Origin of the sequence: Nocardioides sp. (assembly GCF_047606145.1) — a bacterium.
GTDB lineage: Bacteria > Actinomycetota > Actinomycetes > Propionibacteriales > Nocardioidaceae > Nocardioides.
Window position 1 is genome coordinate 51184 of the sequence record NZ_JASGET010000104.1, and the last position, 23655, is coordinate 74838.

A 23655-nucleotide genomic window follows, 5' to 3' on the forward strand; every position below is an offset into this window, starting at 1 on the left:
CGAGAGCCGGTCCCGGCGCGAGGATGGAACGCGAGCCCGACGTGTCTCATCCGCCTCGGCTGGGTGTCATGCGCTGGCGCGCCGTACCAGCGTCGGGGTGAAGATGACGCGGCGCGGGGAGCGGGCGCCGTCGAGCTGGTCGAGCAGCAGCCGCGCCGCCTGATCGGCCATCTCGGAGAGCGGGTTGCGGATCGTGGTCAGCGGTGGGTCGGTGTGCTCGGCCATGCCCAGATCGTCGTACCCGGTGATGGCGAGATCCTCGGGAGCACGCAGTCCGCGCGCGGCCAGGGTGCGCAGGGCGCCGGAGGCCATCAGATCGGAGGCGACCGCGAGGCCGTCGAGGTCGGGGTGCGCCTCCAGCAGAGCGGCACAGGCCGTCGCGCCACCCTCTTCGGTGAAGTCGCAGTGGATCACCGCGTCGGTGGCCAGGCCCGCCGTGTTCATCGCCTGGCGCCATCCCTCGAGCCGATCGTGGCCGGCGGTCATGTCGGCCGGTCCGGCAATGGTGCCGATCCGGCGACAGCCGCGCTCGATGAGCACGCCGGTGGCCTCCCGCCCACCGGCCAGGTTGTCGGTGTCGACGAAGGAGACCTGGTCGGCGTTGTTCCACGGCCGGCCGATGAAGGTCGCCGGCAGCCCGAAGCTGACCAGGTCCTCGGCCAGGCTGTCGCGTCGGTGGTGCGAGACGACGATCGCGCCGTCCACGTGCCGGCCGCTCAGGTAGCGCAGCATCCGCTGCTTCTCGTCGCCGGGCTGGGAGATCAGCAGCACCACCTGGAGATCGCGCTCGGAGAGCACTCGGGTGACCACGTGCAGCGTGCGGGCGAAGAACGGGTCGTTGAACACCCGCTCATCGGGTTCGGGCACCACCAGTGCGACCGAGTCGGTGCGCCGGGTGACCAGCGAGCGGGCGGCCCGGTTGGGGGAGTACCCGAGGCGGCGTACGGCGTTGTCGACCGCCGCCTGCGCCTGCGGGCTGACCCGGCTGCCGCCGTTGATCGCCCGAGAGGCGGTAGCGCGGCTGACCCCCGCCAGCCGAGCCACCTCCTCCAGGGTGGGGGACCCGGGCCCATGCTGGTCGGTCACGGCGCTCCTTCGTCGTCGGCGTCCTCGCCGGTCCGTTCGAGCTTGCCGGTCGCGGCCACCCGAGCGTAGAACCACGCGCTGTCCTTCGGGGTGCGCTTCTGGGTGTCGAAGTCGACGTGCACCAGCCCGAACCGGTGCCGGTAGCCGTAGGCCCACTCGAAGTTGTCGAGCAGAGACCAGGCGAAGTAGCCGCGGACGTCGGCGCCCTGGGTCATGGCGTCGTGCACCGCCCGCAGGTGGGCGGCGTAGTAGGCGGTGCGCTCCGGATCGTGGATCGCCGCGTCGGGAGTGACCTCGTCGTCGTAGGCCGCGCCGTTCTCGGTGATGTAGAGCGGCGGAGCGGCGTAGTCGTCGGCCAGTCGGAGCAGCAGCCGGGTCAACCCGTCCGGCGCGACGTCCCAGTCCATCCCGGTGACCGGAGCCCCCGGCCGGCGCGGCTGGGTGACGAACTCCGATCCCGGATAGGGCGAGGAGGTCGGCCGGCTGGGGTGGTCGATGCGGCTGCCGGACAGGTCGGCGTGCGGGTGTGCGGAGACGGCCTCGCGTCGGTAGTAGTTGACGCCGAGGACGTCGAGCGGCTGCGCGATCAGGTCCAGATCGCCGGGCCGGATCACGCCGGTCCACTCCCGGCCGGCGTAGGTCAGATGCGCGGTGTCGTCGAGCAGGTCGGCCGCATAGCCGCCCCGGAACAGCGGGTCGAGGAAGACCCGGTTGAAGGTGGCGTCCACCCGCCGGGCGGCGTCGATGTCGCCGGGGTCGTGCGGGTCGAACGGCTCCACGTCGGAGAAGTTCAACGTGATGCCGAGCTTGGCCGTGGTCCGCCGGCGACGCAGCTCGTCGATCACCAGGCCGTGGCCGAGCAGCAGGTGATGGGCCGCGACGAGCCCGGCGGCACCCTCCCGTCGCCCGGGTGCGTGCTGCCCCCCGGTGTAGCCCAGGAAGGCCGAACACCAGGGCTCGTTCAGGGTGGTCCAGAACGGCACCCGGTCGCCCAGCCCGTCGTACACGCTCATCGCGTACTCGACGAACCGCAGCGCGGTGTCCCGGTTGGTCCAGCCACCGGCGTCCTCGAGGTGCTGCGGCAGATCCCAGTGGTAGAGGGTGAGCCACGGGGTGATCCCGGCGCCGAGCAGCTCATCGACCAGGCGGGCGTAGAAGTCGAGGCCACGAGCGTTCACCGGGCCGCCGTCGGGCCGGATCCGCGGCCACGCCACGGAGAACCGGTAGGCGCCCATGCCGAGCTCCTTCATCAGCGCCACGTCGGCCGGCATCCGGTGGTAGTGGTCGCAGGCGAGGTCGCCGGCGTCACCGCCGAGCACCGCACCCGGGGTGTGGCTGAAGGTGTCCCAGATGGAGGGAGAGCGGCCGTCCTCGGCGACGGCGCCCTCGATCTGGTACGCCGCGGTCGCGGTGCCCCACAGGAAGTCGGCCGGGAACTCGGCCGTCGAGGTGGCGGCCCGGGCGGCGGTCGTGATGGGCGAGGTCATCCCTTGACGGCTCCTTGCATGATGCCGGACACCAGCTGGCGGCCGGTCGCGATGAACAGAAGCAGCAGCGGCACGGTGGCGAGGATCGTGCCGGCCTGCAGCAGGGCCATGTCACTGAGCCCCTGGCCGGGAGCGATCTTCAGCTGATCGAGCGCCGTCTGCAGCGTCTGCACACTCGAGCCCTGCAACACCAGCAGCGGCCACATGAAGTCGGTCCAGGCCTGCATGAAGGTGAACAGTCCGAGGATCGCCATCGCGGGCCGGGCTGCGGGGACCGCGACCGTCCAGAACGTGCGGATCATCGAACAGCCGTCCACCCGCGCCGCGTCGATCAGCTCGTCGGGGATCGCGTCGGTCAGGTACTGCCGCATGAAGAAGACGCCGAACGCGGTCACCAGCCACGGCAGGATGACCGCCGCCCGGGTGCCGGTCAGGCCGAGGTTGCTGAACTCCTTGAGCAGCGGGATCAGTGCCAGCTGCGGTGGAACGGCCATGGTCAGGATGACGAACACCGTCATCGCCGCGCTTCCCCGGAAGCGGAACTTGGCCAGCGCGTAGCCGGCCAGGGTGGAGAAGAAGACCACCGAGATCGCCGAGATGCCGGAGACGATGACCGAGTTGGCCAGCGCGGACCAGAAGTCGATCCGGTCGAAGACCCGGGCGGCGTTGGCGAGGAAGTGACCGCCGGGGACCAGCGGCGGCGGGTTCTCCCCGGCGCGCTGCCTGGTGACCGAGCCGATCACGAACGACCAGTACAGCGGGAACGCCGAGCCGACGAAGAAGGCAGCGAGCAGTCCGTAGACGAGGAAGCCGGGACGGCTCCTGGAGGTGCTGCTCATGAGGCGCTCCGATGCTGGACGGCACGGGTGATGAGGAAGTTGGCGATCGCGAAGGCGACGATGATCCCGAAGAGGATCCAGGCCGCCGCGGCCGCCCGAGGATAGGGATCGGTCGAGCTGTTGGCGGTGTTGAAGACGTACATCGTCAGCGTCTGGTACTCGTAGTTCGCGCCGCCCTGGTGCTGCAGGTTGGTGTCGAACAGGCGGGGCTCGGTGAAGATCTGCAGACCGCCGATGGTCGAGGTGATGATGACGAACATCATCGTCGGCCTGATGGAGGGCAGGGTGACGTGGCGGAACTGGCGCACCGCGCCGGCGCCGTCCATCGACGCCGCCTCATAGAGGTCGCGCGGGATGGCCTGCATGGCGGCGAGCAGGATCAGCGCGTTGTAGCCGGTCCAGCGCCAGTTGACCATGGTGGCGATGGCCGTCCAACTGCCCAGCCGGTTGGCGTGCCACTGCACCCCGGAGATGCCGAACCAGCCCAGTGCGTCGTTGACCAGGCCGGACTTGTCGGCGAACAGGGACCCGAAGATCAGCGCGGTCGCCGCCGGCGCGACCACGAACGGCAGCAGGACGCTCATCCGCCACCAGGACCGACCGCGCAGGTTGGTGTCGAGCAGCGCTGCCACCACGGTGGCGATGATGATCTGGGGGATGGAGGAGAGGGCGAAGATGCCGATGGTGTTCCAGAACGCCTGGTGGAAGACCGGGTCCTCGAGCACGTGCAGGTAGTTCGCCCAACCGACCGCGTCGCCGTGGGCAGCGCCGAAGCGCGGCCAGGAGAAGAACGACAGGTAGAGCGAGTACAGCATCGGGTAGAGCCCGATGACCGCGAACACCGCGAAGAAGGGCAGGACGTAGAGGTACGGCGAGACCGACACGTCGAGGCGGGAGAGCCGCTGCCGGATCGTCGGACGAGGTGGCTTCGGATGGGCGTCCTCCGGGGACGCCGCGACCGCGGTGTCCCCGGAGGGAGAGGTGAGGCTGCTCATCGAGTGCCTTCCGGATCGGTCGCGGGCGTCAGCTCAGGCCGTCGACCGCTTGGGTGAACGTGCTCCAGGACGAGTCCGCGGACTTGCCCTCGTCGACCCGCTGGATCGCGGTCTGGAACAGGCCGAGGATGTCGGAGTACTTGTCACCCTTGTAGGGCAGGTTCGGCTTCACGGCCTTGGCCCGGTTGGCGAGGATCTTCGCGGTCGGCGCGTTGTTGAAGTAGGAGTCGGTCTCGTTCTCCGAGCTCAGCTGCTGCTCTGCCTTCAGGTTCGAGGGGTAGGCGCCGGCGGCCTCGAAGGCACCGACCTCCTGGTCGGCATCGGTGAGCCAAGCGGCGAACTGCTTGGCCTCGCTCTGGTGCTCGGACTGCGTCGGTACGGCGAGGAAGGAGCCGCCCCAGTTCCCGCCACCGCCGGGGAAGGCGTCGGCGATGTCCCAGCCCTTGACCTTGGGGGCCGAGCTCTTGATGTAGGCGAACATCCAGCCCGGGCACGGCATGGTGGCGAAGCCGTTGTCGGTGAAGTTGGCGATCCAGTCGTCGCTCCACTGCACGACCTGGGTGGAGAGGGTGTCGGAGTACTTCGCCACCGTGTCGTAGACGTTGCGCAGGCCGGTGGAGTCGGCGTCGTCGACGTTGATGTCGTTGTCCTTGTCCTGGAACGGGTACTGGACCTGGTTCAGCATCGCCTGGGCGATCGATCCCGAGGAGTCGTACCACTTGGTGCCGGGCACGGCCTTGACGAACTTCTGGCCGTAGGCGAAGTAGTCGTCCCAGCTGTCGAACATCGCGGCGACCTGGTCGCGGTCGGTGGCGAACCCGGCCTTCTTGAACAGGTCGGCCCGGTAGCAGACCGCCTCCGGCCCGGCATCGGTCGGATAGCCGATCTGCTTGCCGTCGGCGGTCTGTCCGGCCTTGTACTTGTAGTCCACCCAGCGGTCGTCGAGCGAGGAGTCCGAGAGGTCGACGAACTGGTCCGAGGCGCCCTCGGCGAGGAACTGCGGCATCGCGTCGCCCTCGACCGCGACGATGTCGGTCAGGCCGGTGCCGGCCTGCAGGTCGGAGGTGAGGGTCTGCTTCCAGGTGTCCCACTCGGCGATCTTGGTCTGCTTGACGGTGAACGGACGGTCGGGGTCGGCGTTCCACTTCTTGATCAGACCGTCGTAGCCGAAGTCGCCGAACGTGGTGATGGTGAGGACGTCGTCCTTGGACATCGACGACTGGTCGCTGGAGTTGCCGCCGCCGCTGCTGCCGCACGCGGTCGCGAGGCCGGCCACGAGGAGTGCCGAGGCGGCTGCCGCGGCCAGCCGCCACGGTGCGGTCCGGCGGGACCGCGTTGAGTTGTTGGACACCGTTGATCGCTCCTGAGGTCACGCTGGAAATGAGACGGATGGGTGTGAGAGCGCTCTCACGTATTGTGAGGAATGAGCATGACGTAGGTCACATAAGGTGTCAAGGCTACGGCCACTACCCGTGAGCAAAGAAGTGAGAGCGCTTCCATTCACGGCGAGCAGAGGCAGGTGGTTGCGGTGAGCTCGGTGAGCAGAGGCAGGTGGTTGCGGTGAGCTCGGTGAGCAGAGGCAGGTGGTCGCGGTGAGCTCGGTGAGCAGAGGCAGGTGGTCGCGGTGAGCTCGGCGAGCAGAGGCAAGTGGTCGCGGTCAGTGATGATCGACATGGACGGCGCGGAGGTCGACGGCTGCGTTGCCGCGGTCCGGCTCCGGCCACAGCGCCAGGAGCGTCACCTCGACGTCCTTGACCCGGAGACGGTCGTCGACCGCGTAGTCGACGGTCTTCGACGGCAGCGTCCCGGAACTGGGGGCGGCCAGCCGACGCGCACATAGAGGTACGCCCGGCCGTCGTCGATGCCCCGGACCTCGACCAGTACCTTTTTTCCGCCCACCGTGATCGTGGGCTGCTTGGTGGCGTTCCCGCTGGTCTCGGAGTCGGACACGTTGACCCGGAACTTGTCCGCGCCGGGGGACGAACGCCCGGCGGTTCGCGCTCCTGGTGGCGTCAGACCAGCGTGATCGCCACCGCCGCGATGACGATCACGGTCGCTGCGGTGACGCCGATCCAACGGCTGGTGCGTGACAGCGTCGGTCCCGGTCGGGGATCGGCGCCAGGTCGAGGTGGGCGTGGTCGCCGCCCACGATCGCGGTGGCCCGATAGCGACCGGCGACCCCGGCGACGAGGTCGCCTGCGCCGCCGGGGATGTCAGACGTCCCCGGTGCCGGGCTGACGCTCGAAGGCTCGTCGTCGAAGGTGGGCCGGCGGTGTCGTCGTACGCCTGTCCGGGCCTATCTGTTGGCCTTGCGCGCCCGGGCGGCGATCTTGGCCCGCTCGTTCTGGTCCAGGATCACCTTGCGGATGCGCACGTGCTCCGGGGTGACCTCGACGCACTCGTCCTCGCGGCAGAACTCCAGACACTGCTCCAGGGACAGCCTCTTCGGCGGGATGAGCTTCTCGAAGTTGTCCGAGGTGGCCGACCGGATGTTGGTCTGCTGCTTCTCCTTGGTGATGTTGACGTCCATGTCGTCGGCACGGGAGTTCTCCCCCACGATCATGCCCTCGTAGACCTCGGTGGTCGGCTCGACGAAGAGCACCCCACGCTCCTGCAGCGAGGTCATCGCGTACGCCGACGCGGCACCCGCCCGGTCGGCGACCAGTGAGCCGGAGTTGCGCGAGCGGATCTCGCCGGCCCACGGGTGGTAGCCCTCGGAGATGTGGTGCGCGATGCCGGTGCCGCGGGTCTCGGTGAGGAACTCGGTACGGAACCCGATCAGCCCCCGTGCCGGCACGATGAACTCCATCCGCACCCAGCCGGTGCCGTGGTTGGTCATCCCCTCCATCCGGCCCTTGCGGCCGGCCAGCAGCTCGGTGATCGAGCCGAGATGCTCCTCCGGCGCGTCGATGGTGAGCCGCTCGTACGGCTCGTGCAGCTTGCCGTCGATCTCACGGGTGACCACCTGCGGCTTGCCGACGGTGAGCTCGAAGCCCTCGCGTCGCATCTGCTCCACCAGGATCGCCAGCGCCAGCTCGCCGCGCCCTTGGACCTCCCAGGCGTCGGGCCGGTCGGTGGGCAGCACCCGCAGCGAGACGTTGCCGACCAGCTCGGCGTCCAATCGGTCCTTGACCAGGCGAGCGGTGACCTTGGCGCCCTTCACCTTGCCCACCAGCGGCGAGGTGTTGGTGCCGATGGTCATCGAGATGGCGGGCTCGTCGACGTGGATGAGCGGCAGCGGATGAGGGTTCTCGGCGTCGGCGAGGGTCTCGCCGATCATGATCTCCGGGATGCCCGCCACCGCGACGATGTCTCCGGGGCCGGCCTGCTCGCCGGGCTTGCGCTCCAGGCCCTCGGTGATCAGCAGTTCGGTGATCCGCACTCCTCTGACCTCGCCGTCGCGCCGCATCCACGCCACCGTCTGGCCCTTGCGCAGCGTGCCCTGGTGGATCCGGAGCAGCGCCAGTCGGCCGAGGAACGGGGAGGCGTCGAGGTTGGTGACGTGTGCCTGCAGCGGCGCCCCGTCGACGTACGTCGGCGCCGGGATCGTCTCCAGGATGGTCTTGAACAGCGGCTCGAGGTCCTTGCCCTCGGGCAGGCTTCCGTTCTCCGGCTGCTCCAGGGAGGCGATCCCGGCCTTGCCGGAGGCGTAGACCACCGGGAAGTCCAGCGCGTCCTGGCTGTGGGAGTCGTCGAGCAGGTCCATGAACAGCTCGTAGGTCTCCTCGACCACCTCGTCGATGCGGGCGTCGGAGCGGTCGACCTTGTTCACCACGAGCACCACCGGCATGTCCGCGTTGAGCGCCTTGCGCAGCACGAACCGGGTCTGCGGCAGCGGCCCCTCGGAGGCATCGACCAGCAGCACGATGCCGTCCACCATCGACAGCCCGCGCTCCACCTCGCCGCCGAAGTCGGCGTGACCGGGGGTGTCGATGATGTTGATGGTCATCCCCTCGGGCGCGGACGGCCCGGTGTAGTGGATGGCGGTGTTCTTGGCGAGGATGGTGATCCCCTTCTCCCGCTCCAGGTCACCGGAGTCCATCACCCGGTCCGCCACGGATTCGGCCTCGTGCGCGGTGAACGCACCGGCCTGACGGAGCATCGCGTCCACCAGGGTGGTCTTCCCGTGGTCGACGTGCGCCACGATCGCCACGTTGCGAAGGTTGGCTGTCTTGGTTTCGGGCATGCGGGAGCACTCGACTTTCACGGCAGTGGCGGACCGGACGATTCTATCGGCGTACGGCGGCCCGGTCCGCATCCTCGGTGGGGCTCAGCGGCCCGGGGCGCAGCTCCGGTCGCGATCGGTCGCGGTCGACCGAGCCCGTAGGCTGGGGGCATGCCGACGATCGCCAGCAACACCCGTGTCGATCTCGACGGGCTGCTGGACTTCGTCCGCACCCGGCACCGCTGGATCCTGCTCGCCACCCGCCGCGACGGCCGGCCTCAGCTCTCCCCGGTCACCGGCGGCGTCGACGCCGCCGGCACGCTGGTGATCTCGACCTATCCGGATCGCGCCAAGGCGGTCAACCTGCGGCGTACGCCGGCCTGCTCGGTGATGGTGCAGTCCGATGAGTGGAACGGACCCTGGGTCCAGGTGGACGGCACCGCGGAGGTGGTGGACATGCCGTCCCCGGAGGCACTGGACGGGTTGGTGGAGTACTTCCGCTGCATCTCCGGCGAGCACCCGGACTGGGCGGAGTACCGCGCCGCGATGCGGCAGCAAGGCAAGTCGCTGATCCGGATCACGCCGGTCTCCTGGGGACCGGTGGCCACCGGCGGGTTCCCGCCGGACCGGGTGCCGCCGGGCTGAGCGAGGAGAATTCCCCGGGAGGCTCGCAAATGTCGGTGCTCGGGTGTTGTCTGGACAGATGACATCTCGGAGCGCACCGCCGCCCACCGTCCACTGCGAGTTCCTGCCGCCGTACCTGATCGAGCGACTCCAGCCCGACAAACTGGCCGTCGACGCCGGCTTCCGCGCCGCTCGGGCCGCCGGACCGCATCCGGTGCGCCGCACGCTGGCCGGCGGGCCCGCGTGGGTGGTGCACACCTGCGAGAACGGCACCAGCCTCCCCGGGACCACGGTGCGGAGCGCCGGCGACCCGGCCTCCGGTGATGCCGCCGTCGACGAGGCGGCGACCGGGATCACCGGGACGCTGGCGCTGTTCAGCGAGGTCTACCACCGAGACTCCTTCGACGGCGCCGGTGCGCAGGTGAGCCTGTCGGTGCACTACGACAAGGACTACGACAACGCCTACTGGGACGGCACCCAGCTCGTCTTCGGTGACGGCGACGGCGAGATCTTCGATCGCTTCACCAAGCCGGTCGACGTGCTCGGGCACGAGTTCACCCATGCGGTCACCGAGCGCACCGCGGGGCTCACCTACTCCGGTCAGTCCGGTGCGCTCAACGAGTCCGTCTCCGACGTCTTCGGCTCCTGCCTCAAGCAGCGGCTGCTCGGTCAGGACGCGGCCGACGCCGACTGGCTGATCGGCGAGGGGCTCTTCCTGCCGGGAGTCGAGGGGCGGGCGCTGCGCGACATGCGCAACCCCGGCACGGCGTACGACGATCCGCGACTCGGCAAGGACCCGCAGGCGGCCGACATGAGCGGCTACGTCGACACCGACGACGACAACGGCGGGGTGCACACCAACTCGGGCATCCCGAACCGCGCCTTCGCGCTGGCCGCGATCGCGATCGGGGGCAGGTCCTGGGAGGGGGCGGGACAGATCTGGTACGCCGCGCTCACCGGTGACCAGGTGGATGCCGACACCGACTTCGCCGGGTTCGCCGCCGCGACGATCGCCGCGGCGGGCGACCACGCCGACGCGGTGCGGACGGCGTGGGAGACGGTCGGCGTGGCGGCGACCGGGGCGGCGACCGGCGCGAGTCCATCGGCGGGCGCGGGAGCCTCGGGGGAGCGCGTGACGGTGCGCCGCAGTGGTGGCTTCACCGGCCGCACCCAGGAGGCGGGCGTCGACCTCGATGCCGACGACGACCGGGTCTCGGAGCTACGCGACCTGGTGTCCCGGGTGGACGTCGCGGCAGTGCCGGCCGGGGATCCACAGCCGGACCGCTACGTCTACGACTTCGACCTGTGCGGATCCACCTGCCGGGTGCCCGAGCAGCATCTGACCCCGGACCTGCAGCGGATCGCCGACCTGGTGCTGCGCTGAGGCAGTCGACCCGGTGCAGCGTCGGGCCGCGTGGCGGCCGGCGTCAGGCCAGGGCCCGGTCGAGCGCGGCCTCGACACCGACGGTGATCGCGTCGAGGACCGGCACTTCGACGTCCTCGGGGCGCACCAGCAGCGACAGCTCCGAGGCGGCCAACAGCACGCCGTCGGCGCCGCCGTCCCACAGCTCGTCGACGATGCCCAGCAGTCGCCGGCGCGAGCTCGGGTTGACGGTGCGGAAGACGAGCTCGTCGTAGATGATCGAGTCGAGCGTCTCCACGTGCACCGGGTCGGGCAGGTTGACGTCGATCCCGCCCGCGGAGATGCGCTGGGCGAAGAAGTCGTGCTGGATGGTGAAGGCGGTGCTGAGGAAGCCGACGGTGTGGATGTCCAGCTGCTGGCACTTGGCCGCCAGCAGGTCGGCGAGGTGCAGCACCGGGATGTCCACCGCGGCCACCACCTCGTCGTACACCCGGTAGAAGGTGGTGGTGCACATCAGGACGAAGTCCGCTCCGCCGGCGGCGACGCTCCTCGCCGCCGCGACGAGGATGGCGGCGACCTCGTCCCAGGCGTCGCGGTCCTGCAGGTCGGTCAGCTCGGCCAGGTCGACCGAGGCCATCACGATCTTCGCCGAGTGGAGTCCGCCGAGCCGCTGCTGGACGCCCTTGTTGAGGCCCTCGTAGTAGGCGGCGCTGCTCTCCCAGCTCATCCCGCCGATGAGTCCGATCGTCTGCACGCATCGCAGTCTGACACCGGCGCGGCGCGCAGCAAGAATCGTCGCGCCCCAGGCCGTGGCAGCCACTCACGCCACGCCCGGCGCTCCTCGGCGGCGGCGATCAGGTACGCCGGCGCCGCCACGAACCCTCGGGGTGAGCGGCGACCGGGTGCCGTGTCCGCGACGGGTCACTCGAACACGCGGCGCACCTTGTGCTGGGCCGCCTGTGCCTTCGGCCGGATGACCAGCTCGTCGACGCTGACGTGGGCGGGCCGGGTGACCATCCAGGTGATGGCGTCGGCGATGTCGTCGGCGACCAGCGGCTCGGCGACGCCGGCGTAGACGGCGTCGGCCTTGCTGGCGTCCCCGTCGAAGCGGACCAGCGCGAACTCGTCGGTGCGCACCATGCCGGGCGCGATCTCCATGACCCGCACCGGCTGGTCGAACAGCTCCAGCCGCAGGGTCTCGTTGACCACCTTGGTGCCGTGCTTGGCGGCGGTGTAGCCGGCTCCGCCCTCGTAGGCGACCCGGCCGGCGGTCGAGCCGACGTTGAGGACGGTGCCGGCGCCGCTGGCGATCAACGCGGGCAGCAGCGCGCGGGTCACCTGCATCAGGCCGATCACGTTGACCTCGTACATCCGGCGCCACTCGTCGCTGTCCGCCTCGGCGACCGGCGCCGAGCCGAACGCGCCGCCGGCGTTGTTGACCAGGACGTCGAGCCTGTCGCCGACGGCGGCGGCGAGCGCCGTGACCGAGGACTCGTCGGTGACGTCGCAGACCACCGGCGTACCCCCGATCTCGGTGGCGAGTGCCTCGATGCGATCGGCCCGGCGGGCGGCCGCATAAACGTGGTAGCCGGCCCCGGCGAGCCGACGGGCGGTCGCCGCCCCGATGCCGCTGCTGGCCCCGGTCACGACTGCGGTGCGTGTGCTCATGTGGCCATTCTCCGCTCCGTCCCGGCGGCGCTCAGCGGCGGGGGAGGCGGCAGGTCGCGGTCCCGCCGGGGAGCCGGTGCCGGATCCGGGCCACCACCGCGTACGCCGCCCGGCCCGGCCCCGACATCGCCCGGGTGCTCAGCACCCGGCCCAGCACGCGCACCGTACGGCGCGAGGACGACGCCAGCACCGCCGCGATCGCCTGGTGACCGCGCCGGCGACGCAGCCGTCCGTCGACCTCGTCGACGTACCAGGCTGCGGCGGTCACCTCGGTCTCGGTCAGTCCCAGGCGCGCCAGGTCCAGCTCCTGCCAGGGCCGCACGACGGCGGTGGCATCCAGCCGGTGAGCCCAGCCCGCGGCGCGCGTGCAGAACCCGCACCCGCCGTCGTAGACCAGCAGTCCGGGACCTGCCTCGGGCCGTGCCGTCTCGGCGTGCATGCTTGAGAGCATAGGGGCCGACCGGCTGCTCGGCCGGCCGGGAATGAGCCGGCCCGGGCGACGGTTGTCGCTGTGGGCGAGTGGCACGAGGAGGTGCGATGGGGATCCAGCGGGTGGCGATGATCAGCCTGCACACCTCGCCGTTGGACCAACCAGGCACCGGTGACGCCGGGGGGATGAACGTCTACGTCCTCGAGCTCGCCAAGCGGCTCGCCGATCACGGCATCGGCGTCGACATCTTCACCAGGTCCACCTCGTCGCGACTCGATCCGGTCATCGAGGCCCACGACGGCGTCGTCGTACGGCACATCCATGCGGGCCCGTTCGAGGGGCTGAGCAAGGTCGAGCTGCCCGGCCAGCTGTGTGTGTTCGCCCGCGAGGTGCTGCGCGCCGAGGCGTACCACCCGCTCGGCTACTACGACGCGGTGCACTCCCACTACTGGCTCTCCGGCCAGGTCGGCGCGTTGGCCCGGGACCGATGGGGAGTGCCGCTGATCCATTCGATGCACACCATGGCCAAGGTGAAGAACGCCGCGCTCGCCGACGGCGACACCCCGGAGCCGGCCGCCCGGGTGATCGGCGAGGAGCAGGTGGTGGAGGCGGCCGACGTGCTGATCGCCAACACCGATCTGGAGGCCAAGCAGCTGATCAATCTCTACGACGCCGAGGCCGGGCGGGTCGAGGTGGTCCATCCGGGGGTGGACGTCAACCTCTTCCGTCGCCGGGACCAGGCGGCGGTACGCCGCGAGCTCGGCATCCCGGAGCGCTCCCAGGTCGTGCTCTTCGCCGGCCGGATCCAACCGCTCAAGGCGCCCGACGTGCTGCTGCGCGCGATCGCGGTGATGCTCGCCCGCGACCCCGCGCTACGGCACAGTCTGGTGGTGCCGGTGGTCGGCGGTCCATCCGGCTCGGGCCTGGAGCATCCCTCCGCGTTGGCCGAACTGGTCGCCGAGCTCGGCATCGGGGACGTGGTCCGCTTCGTGCCTCCGGTCTCCCAGGCGCGGCTCGCCGAGTGGTACGCCGCCGCCACCGTGGTGGCGGTGCCGTCCTACAACGAGTCCTTCGGCCTGGTCGCCGTCGAGGCCCAGGCCTGCGGGACGCCGGTGGTGGCCGCCGCCGTCGGCGGTCTGACGACGGCGGTCGACCACGGGCGCAGCGGGGTGCTGGTCGATGGGCACGACCCCGCGCGCTGGGCGGACGCGCTCACCGACCTGATCGCCGCTCCGGGCCGACGCGAGGTGCTCGCGACCGGTGCGTATGCCCGAGCGCAGCAGTTCTCCTGGGACGCGACCGCGACGTCGACCATCGCGGTCTACGAGCACGCACGGTCGCTGATGCGGCACGAGATCGGATGAGTATCGGATGAGCGGAGTGTGCCGATGACCCCCGACCGGTCGGGCCAGCCGGATCAGCCGGATCAGCCGGATCAGCCGGATCAGCCGGATCAGCCGGACGCCCGCGCGGGCGTCGTACGGTCCTGGCTGCGGGACAACGAGCTGGAGTGGGCCGAGGAGCGGACCACCAGCGGGCAGCTCTCGTTCTCCTTCTCCCTGCCGGGCACCAAGAAGCTGCAGACCCCGGTCCGGCTCGATCTCGGCGCGCATGCGCTCGGCGTGCACGCGTTCGTCTGCCGGCGTCCCGACGAGAACCACGCCGGGGTGCATCGCTGGCTGTTGGAACGCAACCTGCGGATGTACGGCGTCGCGTTCGCGATCGACCGGCTCGGCGACATCTATCTCGACGCGCGGCTGCCGCTGGCCACGGTGGATCCCGTGGAGCTCGACCGGCTGCTCGGTGCGGTGCTCACTCACGCCGACGAGTCGTTCAACGTGATCCTCGAGCTCGGCTTCGCCTCCTCCATCCGCAAGGAGTGGGAGTGGCGCCGGCTGCGCGGCGAGTCGACCGCCAACCTGGAGGCGTTCCGCGGGTGGCTGGAGGCCGAGGACGAGTCGGCGCGGGGATCGAGCTAGCTGTGATGCCAGCGACGGCGTCTCGGATCCGGGCGATCCGTGGACCTCGTCGGTGTCAGCCGCCTCAGCCGCCTCAGCCGCCTCAGCCGCCTCAGTTGGCCTGGCGCCGGGTCAGCAGCACCCCGCCGATACAGAGCGCGCCGCCGAGGAAGGTGAGCGCCGGCGGCACCTCGTCCAGGAAGAGCCAGCCCAGGAGCGCGGTCAGGAACGGCACCAGGAACGTGGTCATCGCGAACCGCCCGGCGTCGGCATGGGAGAGCGCGTAGGCCCACAGCACGAACGCGACCGCCGAGGGGAAGATGCCGAGATAGAGGATCCAGCCGAGGTCGCCGGGTGCCGGATGAGCGACCAGGTCGACCAGCTGGCCGGTCCAGGGCAGGCAGACCACCACACCGACCACGCTGTACCAGAAGGTCAGGTCGAGTGCGCCGAACGTCCGCAACAGCTGCTTCTGGGTGACCACCCCGACGGCGAAGGTGCCGGCGGCGACGCCCGCGAGCAGTACGCCGACCAGGTCGGCGCCGCCGTCGCCGGCCGACACCCGGCCGATCAGCACCACACCGCCGAACCCCACCGCCAGACCGATCAGCAGCCACCTGGTCAGCCGTTCACCGAAGAGCACCACCGCGAGCAGCGCGACGATGATCGGGCCGACCTGCACCACCAGCGCCGCGGTGGCGGCGTCGATGTGCTGCTCCGCGGCATTGAGGGTGAGGTTGTAGACGCCGAACCAACACCCGCCCCCCGCGAGGACCAGCGGCCATTCGGCACGGGTGGGCGATCGGGTCCCGCCGCGTGCCAGCACCAGCGCGCCCAGGGCCAGCGTCATCACCAGCAGCCGGCCGAGGGAGAGCGCACCGGGCGGCACCGTGCCGCCCAGATGCCGGATCCCGACGAAGGCCGAGGCCCACAGCAGCAGGGTGACCGCGCAAGCCGCAATCGGTGCGGCGGAGAGCCCGGATCCGTTCGTTTGGGGTCGGGTCGGCTTGGTCGTCGTACTCGTCACGACCCGAGGCTAGAGGCCCGGGCGGCTCGGTGGCAGGCGGATTTCGGACAGCGCAGCGCGAAAAGCGGTCGCGGAACTCACCACACCGGCCACGGCCGTGCCGGATCGCCCGCGCCTCACAGGTCCAGCTTGTAACCCAACCCGCGCACCGTCACCAGCAGCGTCGGATCGCTCGGGTCCGGCTCCAGCTTGGCCCGCAGCCGCTTCACGTGGACGTCGAGCGTCTTGGTGTCGCCGACGTAGTCCGAGCCCCACACCCGATCGATGAGCTGGCCCCGGGTCAGCACCCGGCCGGGGTTGCGCAGGAACATCTCCAGCAGCTCGAACTCCTTGAGCGGGAGCCGCTGCTCGTCACCGTCGACGGTGACGACATGGCGCTCCACGTCCATCCGAACCGGCCCGGCCTCCAGCGCCGCCGGCGCGAGCTCCGGCTCCTGGCCGCGGCGCAGCACGGCTCGGATCCGGGCGACGAGCTCGCGCGGCGAGTACGGCTTGGTGACGTAGTCGTCGGCGCCCAGCTCCAGCCCGACGACCTTGTCGACCTCGTCGTCCTTCGCGCTGACCATGATCACCGGGACCGCCGACGTGGCTCGGATCTGGCGGCACACCTCGGTGCCGGGGATGCCGGGCAGCATCAGGTCCAGCAGCACGATGTCGGCACCGAATCGGTCGAACTCCTTGAGCGCATCGCTGCCGTTCTCGGCGATGGCCACCTCGAAGCCTTCCTTGCGGAGCATGTAGGAGAGCGCCTCGGAGTAGCTCTGCTCATCCTCGACGACGAGTACCCGCGTCACGGGCGTTCCTCTCTGGTTGGTGACAGGCTGACGGCCGCCGGCACGAGTGTGGTCTCACTCGTGGCCACCGACGGCAGGTGTTGGGGGAGGGAGAGGGTGAACGTCGAGCCCTGACCCTCGACCGACCAGACCGACACCTCGCCACCGTGGGTGGCGGCGACGTGCTTGACGATCGACAGACCCAGGCCGGTGCCTCCGGTGGACCGGTGCCGGGCGGGGTCCACCCGATAGAAGCGCTCGAAGATGCGGTCGACGTCCTCCGACGGGATGCCCACGCCCTGGTCGACGACGGCGATCTCCACCGAGCCGTCGGTGGCGCGGGTGGCCACCGTGACGCTGGTGTCCGGGTCGGAGTAGGCGACCGCGTTCGAGACCAGGTTGGTCACCGCAGCCAACACCTGGTCCTCGTTGCCGAACACCTGCAGGCCGCTGGTCCCCGAGGTCACCAGCGAGATCCGCTTCGTCGTCGCGTCCACGGCACTGGTGTCCACCGCGGTGGCGATGACCGCGTCGACGTCGACCGCCACCGGCGTCTCCAGCGGCTCGTCGCCCTGCAGTCGGGAGAGCTCGATGATCTGCTGGACCAGCTGGCTGAGCCGGTCGCTCTCGGTGAGCATCCGGTCGGCGAAGCGGCGCACCGCCGCGGAGTCGTCGGCGGCGTCGTGCACCGCCTCGGCGAGGACCCGGATCGCCCCGACCGGGGTCTTGAGCTCGTGGCTCACGTTCGCCACGAAGTCGCGCCGCACGGCCTCCACCCGGCGCTCGCGGGTGCGGTCCTCGACCAGCGCCAGCACCAGCCGCGAGCCGAGCGGCGCCACCCGGGCGGTGACGTGCCGGGTGGGCGCGCTGGGCCGGGTCATGACCAGCTCGGTCTCCCGGATCTGGCCGTCGCGCCGTACCTCGTGGACGAGTCGGGACAGGTCCTCGGAGAGCAGCGAGGTGCCGCGCACCAGTCCGAGCGCGTAGGCCGGCGCGGACGCCTTCAGGACGGTGTCGTCCTCGCCGACCACGACGGCGCTGCTGCGCAGCACGGAGAGCACGGTGGCCACCTCCGGCGGAACCCCGGGGGTGGGTACGACGGGCGCGCGGTAGTGCTGACGCTCGCTGATCGCCCACGCCAGGACCGTGGCTCCAGCCAAGACGGCCCCGAAGAGCGCAGCAAGAAACGTCTGCGTCGTCGAGTCCACACGATCAGCCTAAGGCCATGATCCACCAGGTCCGCCGCGACGTGATCCCGAAACGTCCAACGTTCACGCAGGATTCATCGGATCAGGATCATCCGTCACCTTCGCTGGCTAGCGTAGTGCTCATGCGTTCAGCTTTCCATGACGACCTCGACAGGATCTTCGGCGACCTCAGCGCGGTCTGCCAGGAGGTGGAGACCGCGGTCCGCGATGCGACCACCGCACTGCTGGAGGGTCGCACCGACCTGGCCGAGCAGGTGATCAGCAACGACGCCGAGATCGACGGGGCACGCGAACGGATCGAGCTCAACGCGCTGCAACTGCTCTCGCTGCAGGCGCCGGTCGCCGGTGACCTGCGCGTCGTCGTCGCGGCGCTGCGGATGGTCTCCGACCTGGAGCGGATGGGTGACCTCTCGGTCCACGTCGCCAAGATCGCTCGGCTGCGGACGCCGAACATCGCGGTGCCTGTCCAGTTGCGCCCCACCATCAGCCGGATGGCGGAGGTCGCCGAGCGGATGGTGCACCGCACCTCCGAGATCATCGATGAGCGGGACATCGTCGGCGCGGAGGCACTGCGTGAGGACGATGCCGAGATGGATCGGCTGCGGCGGGAGACCTTCACGGCGCTGCTCGGCGAGGACTGGGGCGGCGGGGTCGAGGCGGCCGTCGACATCGCGCTGCTGGGCCGCTACTACGAGCGGATCGCCGACCACGCGGTGACGGTGGCGGGGTTGGTGGTCTTCGTGGTCACCGGGGAGCGACCGGTCTCCGCCTGAGCCCGAGGGTACGCCGGCAGCGTTGCCGGTCCTCGGCGGAGGTCTCGATGCGCTCGGCTCGCTACTCGGCCGGCATCCGATTGGCTGGGCTTGCTGGTCGATCGACGGGTGGCTCTTCGTTTCTCGAGTAGTCCTCGCGCGGGACGAGCGAGGACGTATCGAGACCACGGCGCCGGTCCTCGGCGGTCGCGGCCCCGGCACGCGGTCGCTCAGGCGCGGCCCTGGTTGGCGACCGCTTCGGCGGCGGCCGCGGCGGCCTCGGGGTCGAGGTACTCACCGCCCGGCACCAGTGGCGCCAGCGAGTCGTCGAGCCGGTAGACCAGGGGCTGCGCGGTCGGGATGTTGAGCGCCGCGATGTCGGCGTCGGAGATCCCGTCGAGGTGCTTGACCAGAGCCCGCAGGCTGTTGCCGTGTGCGGTGACCAGGACCGTCTTGCCGGCGCGCAGGTCGGGCACGATCGCCTGCTCCCAGTAGGGCAGCATCCGAGCGACGACATCCTCGAGGCACTCGGTGCGCGGCATCGCCTCGCCGAGGTCGGCGTATCGCGGGTCGCCCACCTGGGAGAACTCGTCGTCGTCGGCGATCGGCGGTGGCGGTACGTCGTAGGAGCGGCGCCACAGCTGGAACTGCTCCGCGCCGAACCGCTGCAGCGTCTCGGACTTGTTCTTGCCCTGCAGCGCACCGTAGTGCCGCTCGTTGAGTCGCCAGGAGCGGGAGACGTCGATCCAGTGCCGGTCGCAGGTGTCGAGGGCGATGGCGGCGGTGTTGATCGCGCGGCGCAGCAGCGAGGTGTGGACGACGTCCGGCAGGATGCCCTTCTCGGCGAGCATGCGACCACCCTCGACGGCCTCCGCCCGGCCCTTCTCGGTCAGCGCGACGTCGACCCATCCGGTGGAGAGGTTGAGTGCGTTCCACTCGCTCTCGCCATGGCGGAGCAGGACCAGGGTGTGGCTCATCGTGTCCTCACGCGGGAAGGCCGGATCATTCGGCCGGCAGGCTGGCGGCGGGGTAGTCGCACGAGTACAGGCCGCCGGTGCTGTCGTCGCCGCCCTCGGCGGTGTCGCTGCTCTGGGCGGCGTTGTCGGCGGAGGTTCCGGCCGCGTCTTGGGCCACCACGTCGGCGTACACCCCGCACTCGGCGACCACCGGGACGTGCAGCGTGACCGGATCGCCCTCGCTGAAGGTGAGGGTGAGCGGGATGCTGTCGCCGGGCTGGAAGTCCCCGGTGACCGCGACGCCGCCGACGCTCGGGTCGGCGAGGTTCACCACTCCCTGGTTTCCCACCGGGATGGCGGTGAACGAGGCGGCCTGGACCGTCTCGGTCGCCTTCGAGGACGCCTCGAGCCCGGTGAAGGTCGGCGCCTTCGCGCCGCTGGTGGCGGCGTCGATCGTCGGGTTCAGGGTGAACGTGGCGATGAAGACGCCGGAGCCCTCCTGACCGCTGACGATGCGGGCGGCGTTGATCCGCACGGTGCTGTCGAGGTCCCAGCCACCGTCCGCGATGACGTTCTGCCGGTCGCTGGCGTAGTCGAAGCTGTTGCAGGCGCTCAGCGTCGGCACGGCGAGAGCGGCGAGCACACCCATCAGGGCGAGCCGACGTCGGGCGAGCGGTCGGCGAGTGAGCGGTCGTACGGGCGTCGTCACGGCGACAGCCTAGCGGCCCCGGCGCCGTCGCGCCGCCAGGGGGCTATCTGCTCAATCCGACCCGGTGACCGGCGTACAACAGGCCCGCGACGACCAGCACCAGATAGCAGACCGTCGCCACCAGCAGGGTGGTCGCGCCCAGTCGGGCGCCGAGCCGCAGCGGCAGGTAGGTCCAGCCGTCGGCGTTGTCGGCGACCAGCCCCCACAACGCGGTCAGCACGTGGACGCCGACGCCGAGCAGTGCGGCCAGCGCCACCATCACCGGCTGGGGCGGATTGCCGTCGGCCTGGCCGCCCCAGCCGCCGTAGGAGAGGAAGGCGGGGTAGAGCCCGTAGCTGATCGCCCACGGCAGGAACGACAGCAGACCACGGCGGCCCACGACGTTGCCGAGCAGCCCGACCAGCACCGAGGCCAGGTAGCACAGTCCGGCGACGACCCCACCGGAGATGGCCAGCGGCACCACCAGCAGCACCCCGCACGCCAGCGCGAACCAGACGGTCCCCGGATCCAGGCGGCCGTCGGCGACCGGCTTGTGGGCGCGGTGGTGGACCCGATCGCGGTCCTCGTCGACCAGGTCGTTGTGCCACCCCAAGATGGCCTGACCGACCAGCACGGTCGCCACCACCAGCGCCAGTTCACGGGCCGGGCGGCCGGCCAGTGCGGCGGCGACCCCCAGGCCGAGCGCGGTGAGCACCGCCTGACCCGGGTGGGCGGCTCGCACCAGCAGCACCGGCCCCCAGCCGGCGATGCCCCGTCGCCGTCCCCGCGCGGACGGGCCCACGGTCTGGCTCCGGGCGGTCTCGCTGCTCGCCGAGGCCGCGGATGTCGCGGAAGCCGCCGAGGTTGCCGAAGCTCCACCGGCGTCATCGGGCGTGGACGCGGGTGTGGAGGGTGCCACCGATCCGTCGCCCGGCTCGCTCGCCGAGGCGGACCGGTCGTCGTCGAAGATCGTGCGCGGCTTCGTCGCCATGACGCCGAGTATCGCTGGCACACGTCACGGTCGCGCGCACCAGCCCGCTTCAGCGGGTCGCGGCGTGGGCTGGATCGCGCCCATCTCCGGACGAGTTCAGCGCCGTCTTGGCCCTTCCTCAGCAGGCGCTCAGCGGCGCCGGAGTGATCCGGGAGCGACCGGACTATGGCCCAGGTCACAGAGGGGCATCACAGACTGGGGCGATCTGTCAAGCCCTGATCGTCGCGCTGACCTGCAAAAACGCGATTTCTGAGAGGCTGAATCCGTGCTAAACTAGGTGTTCTAGGAAGGGGAACCTGACATATGACTTTCACTGTCGGCGAGACCGTCGTCTATCCGAATCACGGGGCTGCAGTCATCGAGAAGATCGAGATGCGGACCATCAAGGGAGAGGAACGGCAGTACCTCGTTCTGAGGATCATCGCTCAACAGGATCTCGTCGTGAAGGTTCCGGCGAACAATCTCGACCTGGTGGGCGTGCGCGACGTCGTCGACAAGGACGGACTGGACCGCGTCTTCGAGGTGCTCCGAGCGGCGCACGTGGAGGAGCCGACCAACTGGTCGCGGCGGTACAAGGCGAACCTGGAGAAGCTGCACAGCGGTGACGTGATGAAGGTGGCGGAGGTCGTGCGCGACCTGTGGCGCCGCGAGCGGGACCGCGGTCTGTCCGCCGGCGAGAAGCGAATGCTCGCCAAGGCTCGGCAGATCCTGGTCTCCGAGCTCGCACTGTGCGAGCGCACCAACGAGGACAAGGCCGAGGCGCTTCTCGACGAGGTGCTGGCCAGCTGACCCAGCAGGACCCAAGACGAGCGGGGGACATGCGTCCCCCGCTCGTCTTCTGTCTCGTGGTAGGTGAGGAGCAACCATGACCCAGGACGTCCTCGACGGCGCCTCGGCGCTGGGAGCGGTGGTCGAGGCCGACCGTGGCTCGCTGCCGTTCCGCCTCATCCACGGCGAGGGCCTGGTCACGGCTGCGGCGTGGGCACTCGACGAAGCCGGTGTGGTCCCACTCGACTTCACCGCCTCCTGGGAAGCCGTGGCGGAGGCCGGCGAGCCCTTCTGCCTGCACGACGCCCTGTGCCCGATGACGCCGCCGGGGTTCCTCGCCGCATGCGTCGCCCTGGCCCGCGAGGCCGACGTGGTGGTGATCGGCGTGCGACCGGTGACCGACACGGTCAAGGTCGAGGACGGCGGCCTGGTCGGCGAGACGATCGACCGAGACGGCCTGCTCGCGGTGGCCTCACCGATCGTGCTGCCGGCCGGGGTGGTGTGTGCGCTGGAGGGGTTGCCGAGCAACGACTTCGTCGAACTGGCCGGCCTGCTCGCGGCTCGCTTCGAGGTGCGCACCGTAGAGGCGCCGCCGGCCGGCCGCCGGGTGGCCACCGAGGAGGAGATCCGGCTCCTGGAGGTCGCCACCGCGGGCTGAGCCCTCATCCGCGAGCACGGGCTCTATGCCGGAGGAGAGAGGCGGGCCACGGCCGCGAGGTCGTCGGCGAAGGTCACCTTCACGTTGAGCGCGGTGCTGGGCACCGCGGCGATCTCCAGGTGTGCCGCGTAGCGCTCGAGCGTCGCCGCCGTGTCGGTCCCGGCGGCGCCGTCGCGCGCGGCCGCATCGTAGGCCGCCAGCAGTGGCGCGGCGCGGAACGACTGCGGAGTCTGTACGCCGACCAGGCGCCGCCCGGGCTCGGCGGGCTCGAGCGACCGTGTCAGCAGGCGCCCGAGCGGGGCCACCGGAACCGCGCCGCCACGCTGTCGCGCCTCCGCGAGGGTGGTGGCGAAGAGCGCGGCGGTCGCCAGCGGTCTGGCGGCGTCGTGGATCGCCACGACGTCCACCTCGCCGGAGTCGATGGCCGGTCGCAGCACCCCGAGCGCCGCCTGCTCGGAGTCGTGCCGGGTGCTGCCGCCGAGCACCATCGCCGCCTCGCGGTCGCCCAGCAGCGCCTCGGCGATCGCGGCCACGGTCGCCTCGTCGCCGGCGCGGGCGACCAGCACGATCCGGGAGACGTCGGGCAGCGTCAGCACGGTGCGCAGACATCTGCCCAGACAGGTGTCGCCGGCCTCGCCCGGCTGATCGCCGCCGGTCAGGGGGAGGAGGACCTTGTTGGTGGTGGCGCCGACCCGAGTCCCCGAGCCGGCGGCGAGCAGGACGATCGCAGCGGACACGCAGCGAGGTTACCGGGCCCCGGTGGTGGGTGGGCGGGAGCGGCTCACGTCCGATTCACGTCCGATTCACGTCCGGCTCAGGTTCGGCTCCGGTCCGGCCGGGGTCAGCCGCCGGCCGACGTACACGGTGCCGTTGACCACCTTGACCTCATAGGCGGGCACGGAGACGTGCCGGTCCTCCAGGCAGATCCCGGTCCGCAGGTCGAAGCCGTGGCGGTGGGTGGGCGAACCGACGAACGGCACCTCGTCGCGTATGCCGACGATGCCCTTGGACATCGCGGACGCCTTCGCGAACGGGTCGTGGTTGCCGAGTGCGTAGACGACGCCATCGGCCATCTTGAAGATGGCGATCGCCTGGCCGTGCACGAGCGCGGTGACACCCCGCTCGGGCTCGAGCTCGGCCAGCTTGCACACCGGCTGCCACGCGTCGGCGCCACGTCCCTCCCGTCGGCTCACGGTGACGTCGTCGGCCCGAGGTTCGT

Annotated in this window: 24 protein-coding genes; 7 read left to right on the forward strand and 17 right to left on the reverse strand. The window is 70.6% G+C overall.

The window, feature by feature from the left end:
* Window positions 1-66: 66 nt before the first annotated feature.
* From QM638_RS13215 to typA, 6 genes are all read right to left on the reverse strand, one after another.
* Entirely contained in the window at window positions 67-1086 is a 1020-nt protein-coding gene (locus QM638_RS13215; RefSeq protein WP_415142450.1) for a LacI family DNA-binding transcriptional regulator, read from the reverse strand.
* Complete coding sequence (locus QM638_RS13220) at window positions 1083-2573, reverse strand: GH1 family beta-glucosidase (protein WP_415142451.1); 1491 nt, start codon at window positions 2571-2573, stop codon at window positions 1083-1085. Before QM638_RS13220 ends, QM638_RS13215 begins: the two co-directional genes overlap by 4 nt.
* Window positions 2570-3412, reverse strand: a complete 843-nt coding sequence (locus QM638_RS13225) for a carbohydrate ABC transporter permease (RefSeq protein WP_415142452.1) — start codon at window positions 3410-3412, stop codon at window positions 2570-2572. The genes QM638_RS13220 and QM638_RS13225 overlap by 4 nt, the downstream gene beginning before the upstream one ends.
* Window positions 3409-4407: a carbohydrate ABC transporter permease gene (locus QM638_RS13230; RefSeq protein ID WP_415142453.1), complete on the reverse strand. Its 999-nt coding sequence runs from the start codon at window positions 4405-4407 to the stop codon at window positions 3409-3411. The genes QM638_RS13225 and QM638_RS13230 overlap by 4 nt, the downstream gene beginning before the upstream one ends.
* A gap of 28 nt (window positions 4408-4435) precedes the next feature.
* Window positions 4436-5758 carry an ABC transporter substrate-binding protein gene (locus tag QM638_RS13235; protein ID WP_415142454.1) on the reverse strand — a complete coding sequence of 441 codons (1323 nt, stop codon included), beginning with the start codon at window positions 5756-5758 and terminating at the stop codon, window positions 4436-4438.
* Between the two features lie 945 nt (window positions 5759-6703).
* Entirely contained in the window at window positions 6704-8593 is a 1890-nt protein-coding gene (gene typA / locus QM638_RS13240) for a translational GTPase TypA (protein WP_415142455.1), read from the reverse strand.
* Window positions 8594-8743: 150 nt separating this feature from the next.
* Between typA and QM638_RS13245 the strand changes: the two genes are divergently transcribed.
* Together QM638_RS13245 and QM638_RS13250 are read left to right on the forward strand one after the other, a co-directional pair.
* Window positions 8744-9217, forward strand: coding sequence for a PPOX class F420-dependent oxidoreductase (locus QM638_RS13245; protein WP_415142456.1), 474 nt, complete (start codon window positions 8744-8746; stop codon window positions 9215-9217).
* A gap of 58 nt (window positions 9218-9275) precedes the next feature.
* Entirely contained in the window at window positions 9276-10580 is a 1305-nt protein-coding gene (locus QM638_RS13250) for a protealysin inhibitor emfourin (RefSeq protein ID WP_415142457.1), read from the forward strand.
* Window positions 10581-10623: 43 nt separating this feature from the next.
* Here QM638_RS13250 and QM638_RS13255 read toward each other — a convergent pair whose 3' ends face one another.
* The 3 genes from QM638_RS13255 to QM638_RS13265 form a co-directional block, all read right to left on the reverse strand.
* Window positions 10624-11313, reverse strand: coding sequence for an aspartate/glutamate racemase family protein (locus tag QM638_RS13255; RefSeq protein WP_415142458.1), 690 nt, complete (start codon window positions 11311-11313; stop codon window positions 10624-10626).
* Window positions 11314-11480: 167 nt separating this feature from the next.
* A complete protein-coding gene (locus tag QM638_RS13260; RefSeq protein WP_415142459.1) occupies window positions 11481-12227 on the reverse strand; it encodes an SDR family NAD(P)-dependent oxidoreductase in 747 nt (248 codons plus the stop codon).
* A gap of 31 nt (window positions 12228-12258) precedes the next feature.
* A complete protein-coding gene (locus tag QM638_RS13265; RefSeq protein ID WP_415142460.1) occupies window positions 12259-12666 on the reverse strand; it encodes a thiol-disulfide oxidoreductase DCC family protein in 408 nt (135 codons plus the stop codon).
* Between the two features lie 98 nt (window positions 12667-12764).
* Between QM638_RS13265 and mshA the strand changes: the two genes are divergently transcribed.
* Window positions 12765-14021 carry a D-inositol-3-phosphate glycosyltransferase gene (gene mshA / locus QM638_RS13270; RefSeq protein WP_415142461.1) on the forward strand — a complete coding sequence of 419 codons (1257 nt, stop codon included), beginning with the start codon at window positions 12765-12767 and terminating at the stop codon, window positions 14019-14021.
* A 24-nt stretch (window positions 14022-14045) separates the two neighbouring features.
* Window positions 14046-14636, forward strand: a complete 591-nt coding sequence (locus tag QM638_RS13275) for a YbjN domain-containing protein (RefSeq protein ID WP_415142462.1) — start codon at window positions 14046-14048, stop codon at window positions 14634-14636.
* Window positions 14637-14727: 91 nt separating this feature from the next.
* On the opposite strand, the gene QM638_RS13280 is transcribed toward QM638_RS13275, so the two are convergent.
* From QM638_RS13280 to QM638_RS13290, 3 genes are all read right to left on the reverse strand, one after another.
* On the reverse strand, window positions 14728-15642 hold the full coding sequence (locus tag QM638_RS13280) for a DMT family transporter (protein ID WP_415142463.1): 915 nt from the start codon (window positions 15640-15642) through the stop codon (window positions 14728-14730).
* A 116-nt stretch (window positions 15643-15758) separates the two neighbouring features.
* On the reverse strand, window positions 15759-16436 hold the full coding sequence (locus tag QM638_RS13285) for a response regulator (protein WP_415142464.1): 678 nt from the start codon (window positions 16434-16436) through the stop codon (window positions 15759-15761).
* Window positions 16433-17623: a sensor histidine kinase gene (locus QM638_RS13290; RefSeq protein ID WP_415142465.1), complete on the reverse strand. Its 1191-nt coding sequence runs from the start codon at window positions 17621-17623 to the stop codon at window positions 16433-16435. The genes QM638_RS13285 and QM638_RS13290 overlap by 4 nt, the downstream gene beginning before the upstream one ends.
* A gap of 122 nt (window positions 17624-17745) precedes the next feature.
* Here QM638_RS13290 and phoU point away from each other — a divergent pair, with 122 nt between their 5' ends.
* On the forward strand, window positions 17746-18396 hold the full coding sequence (gene phoU, locus QM638_RS13295) for a phosphate signaling complex protein PhoU (protein ID WP_415142466.1): 651 nt from the start codon (window positions 17746-17748) through the stop codon (window positions 18394-18396).
* A gap of 209 nt (window positions 18397-18605) precedes the next feature.
* On the opposite strand, the gene QM638_RS13300 is transcribed toward phoU, so the two are convergent.
* Genes QM638_RS13300 through QM638_RS13310 form a run of 3 tightly spaced genes read right to left on the reverse strand, consistent with a single transcriptional unit; the run spans window position 18606 to window position 21010 of the window.
* Window positions 18606-19352: a phosphoglyceromutase gene (locus QM638_RS13300; protein ID WP_415142467.1), complete on the reverse strand. Its 747-nt coding sequence runs from the start codon at window positions 19350-19352 to the stop codon at window positions 18606-18608.
* A gap of 25 nt (window positions 19353-19377) precedes the next feature.
* Complete coding sequence (locus QM638_RS13305; RefSeq protein ID WP_415142468.1) at window positions 19378-20040, reverse strand: hypothetical protein; 663 nt, start codon at window positions 20038-20040, stop codon at window positions 19378-19380.
* Between the two features lie 43 nt (window positions 20041-20083).
* Window positions 20084-21010 carry a UbiA family prenyltransferase gene (locus tag QM638_RS13310; RefSeq protein ID WP_415142469.1) on the reverse strand — a complete coding sequence of 309 codons (927 nt, stop codon included), beginning with the start codon at window positions 21008-21010 and terminating at the stop codon, window positions 20084-20086.
* Between the two features lie 303 nt (window positions 21011-21313).
* Between QM638_RS13310 and QM638_RS13315 the strand changes: the two genes are divergently transcribed.
* Together QM638_RS13315 and QM638_RS13320 are read left to right on the forward strand one after the other, a co-directional pair.
* Complete coding sequence (locus QM638_RS13315) at window positions 21314-21799, forward strand: CarD family transcriptional regulator (protein WP_415142470.1); 486 nt, start codon at window positions 21314-21316, stop codon at window positions 21797-21799.
* A 76-nt stretch (window positions 21800-21875) separates the two neighbouring features.
* Entirely contained in the window at window positions 21876-22436 is a 561-nt protein-coding gene (locus QM638_RS13320; protein ID WP_415142471.1) for a 2-C-methyl-D-erythritol 4-phosphate cytidylyltransferase, read from the forward strand.
* Between the two features lie 23 nt (window positions 22437-22459).
* On the opposite strand, the gene QM638_RS13325 is transcribed toward QM638_RS13320, so the two are convergent.
* On the reverse strand, window positions 22460-23173 hold the full coding sequence (locus tag QM638_RS13325) for an IspD/TarI family cytidylyltransferase (RefSeq protein ID WP_415142472.1): 714 nt from the start codon (window positions 23171-23173) through the stop codon (window positions 22460-22462).
* Between the two features lie 66 nt (window positions 23174-23239).
* A complete protein-coding gene (gene nirD, locus QM638_RS13330) occupies window positions 23240-23629 on the reverse strand; it encodes a nitrite reductase small subunit NirD (RefSeq protein ID WP_415142473.1) in 390 nt (129 codons plus the stop codon).
* Window positions 23630-23655: the final 26 nt, after the last annotated feature.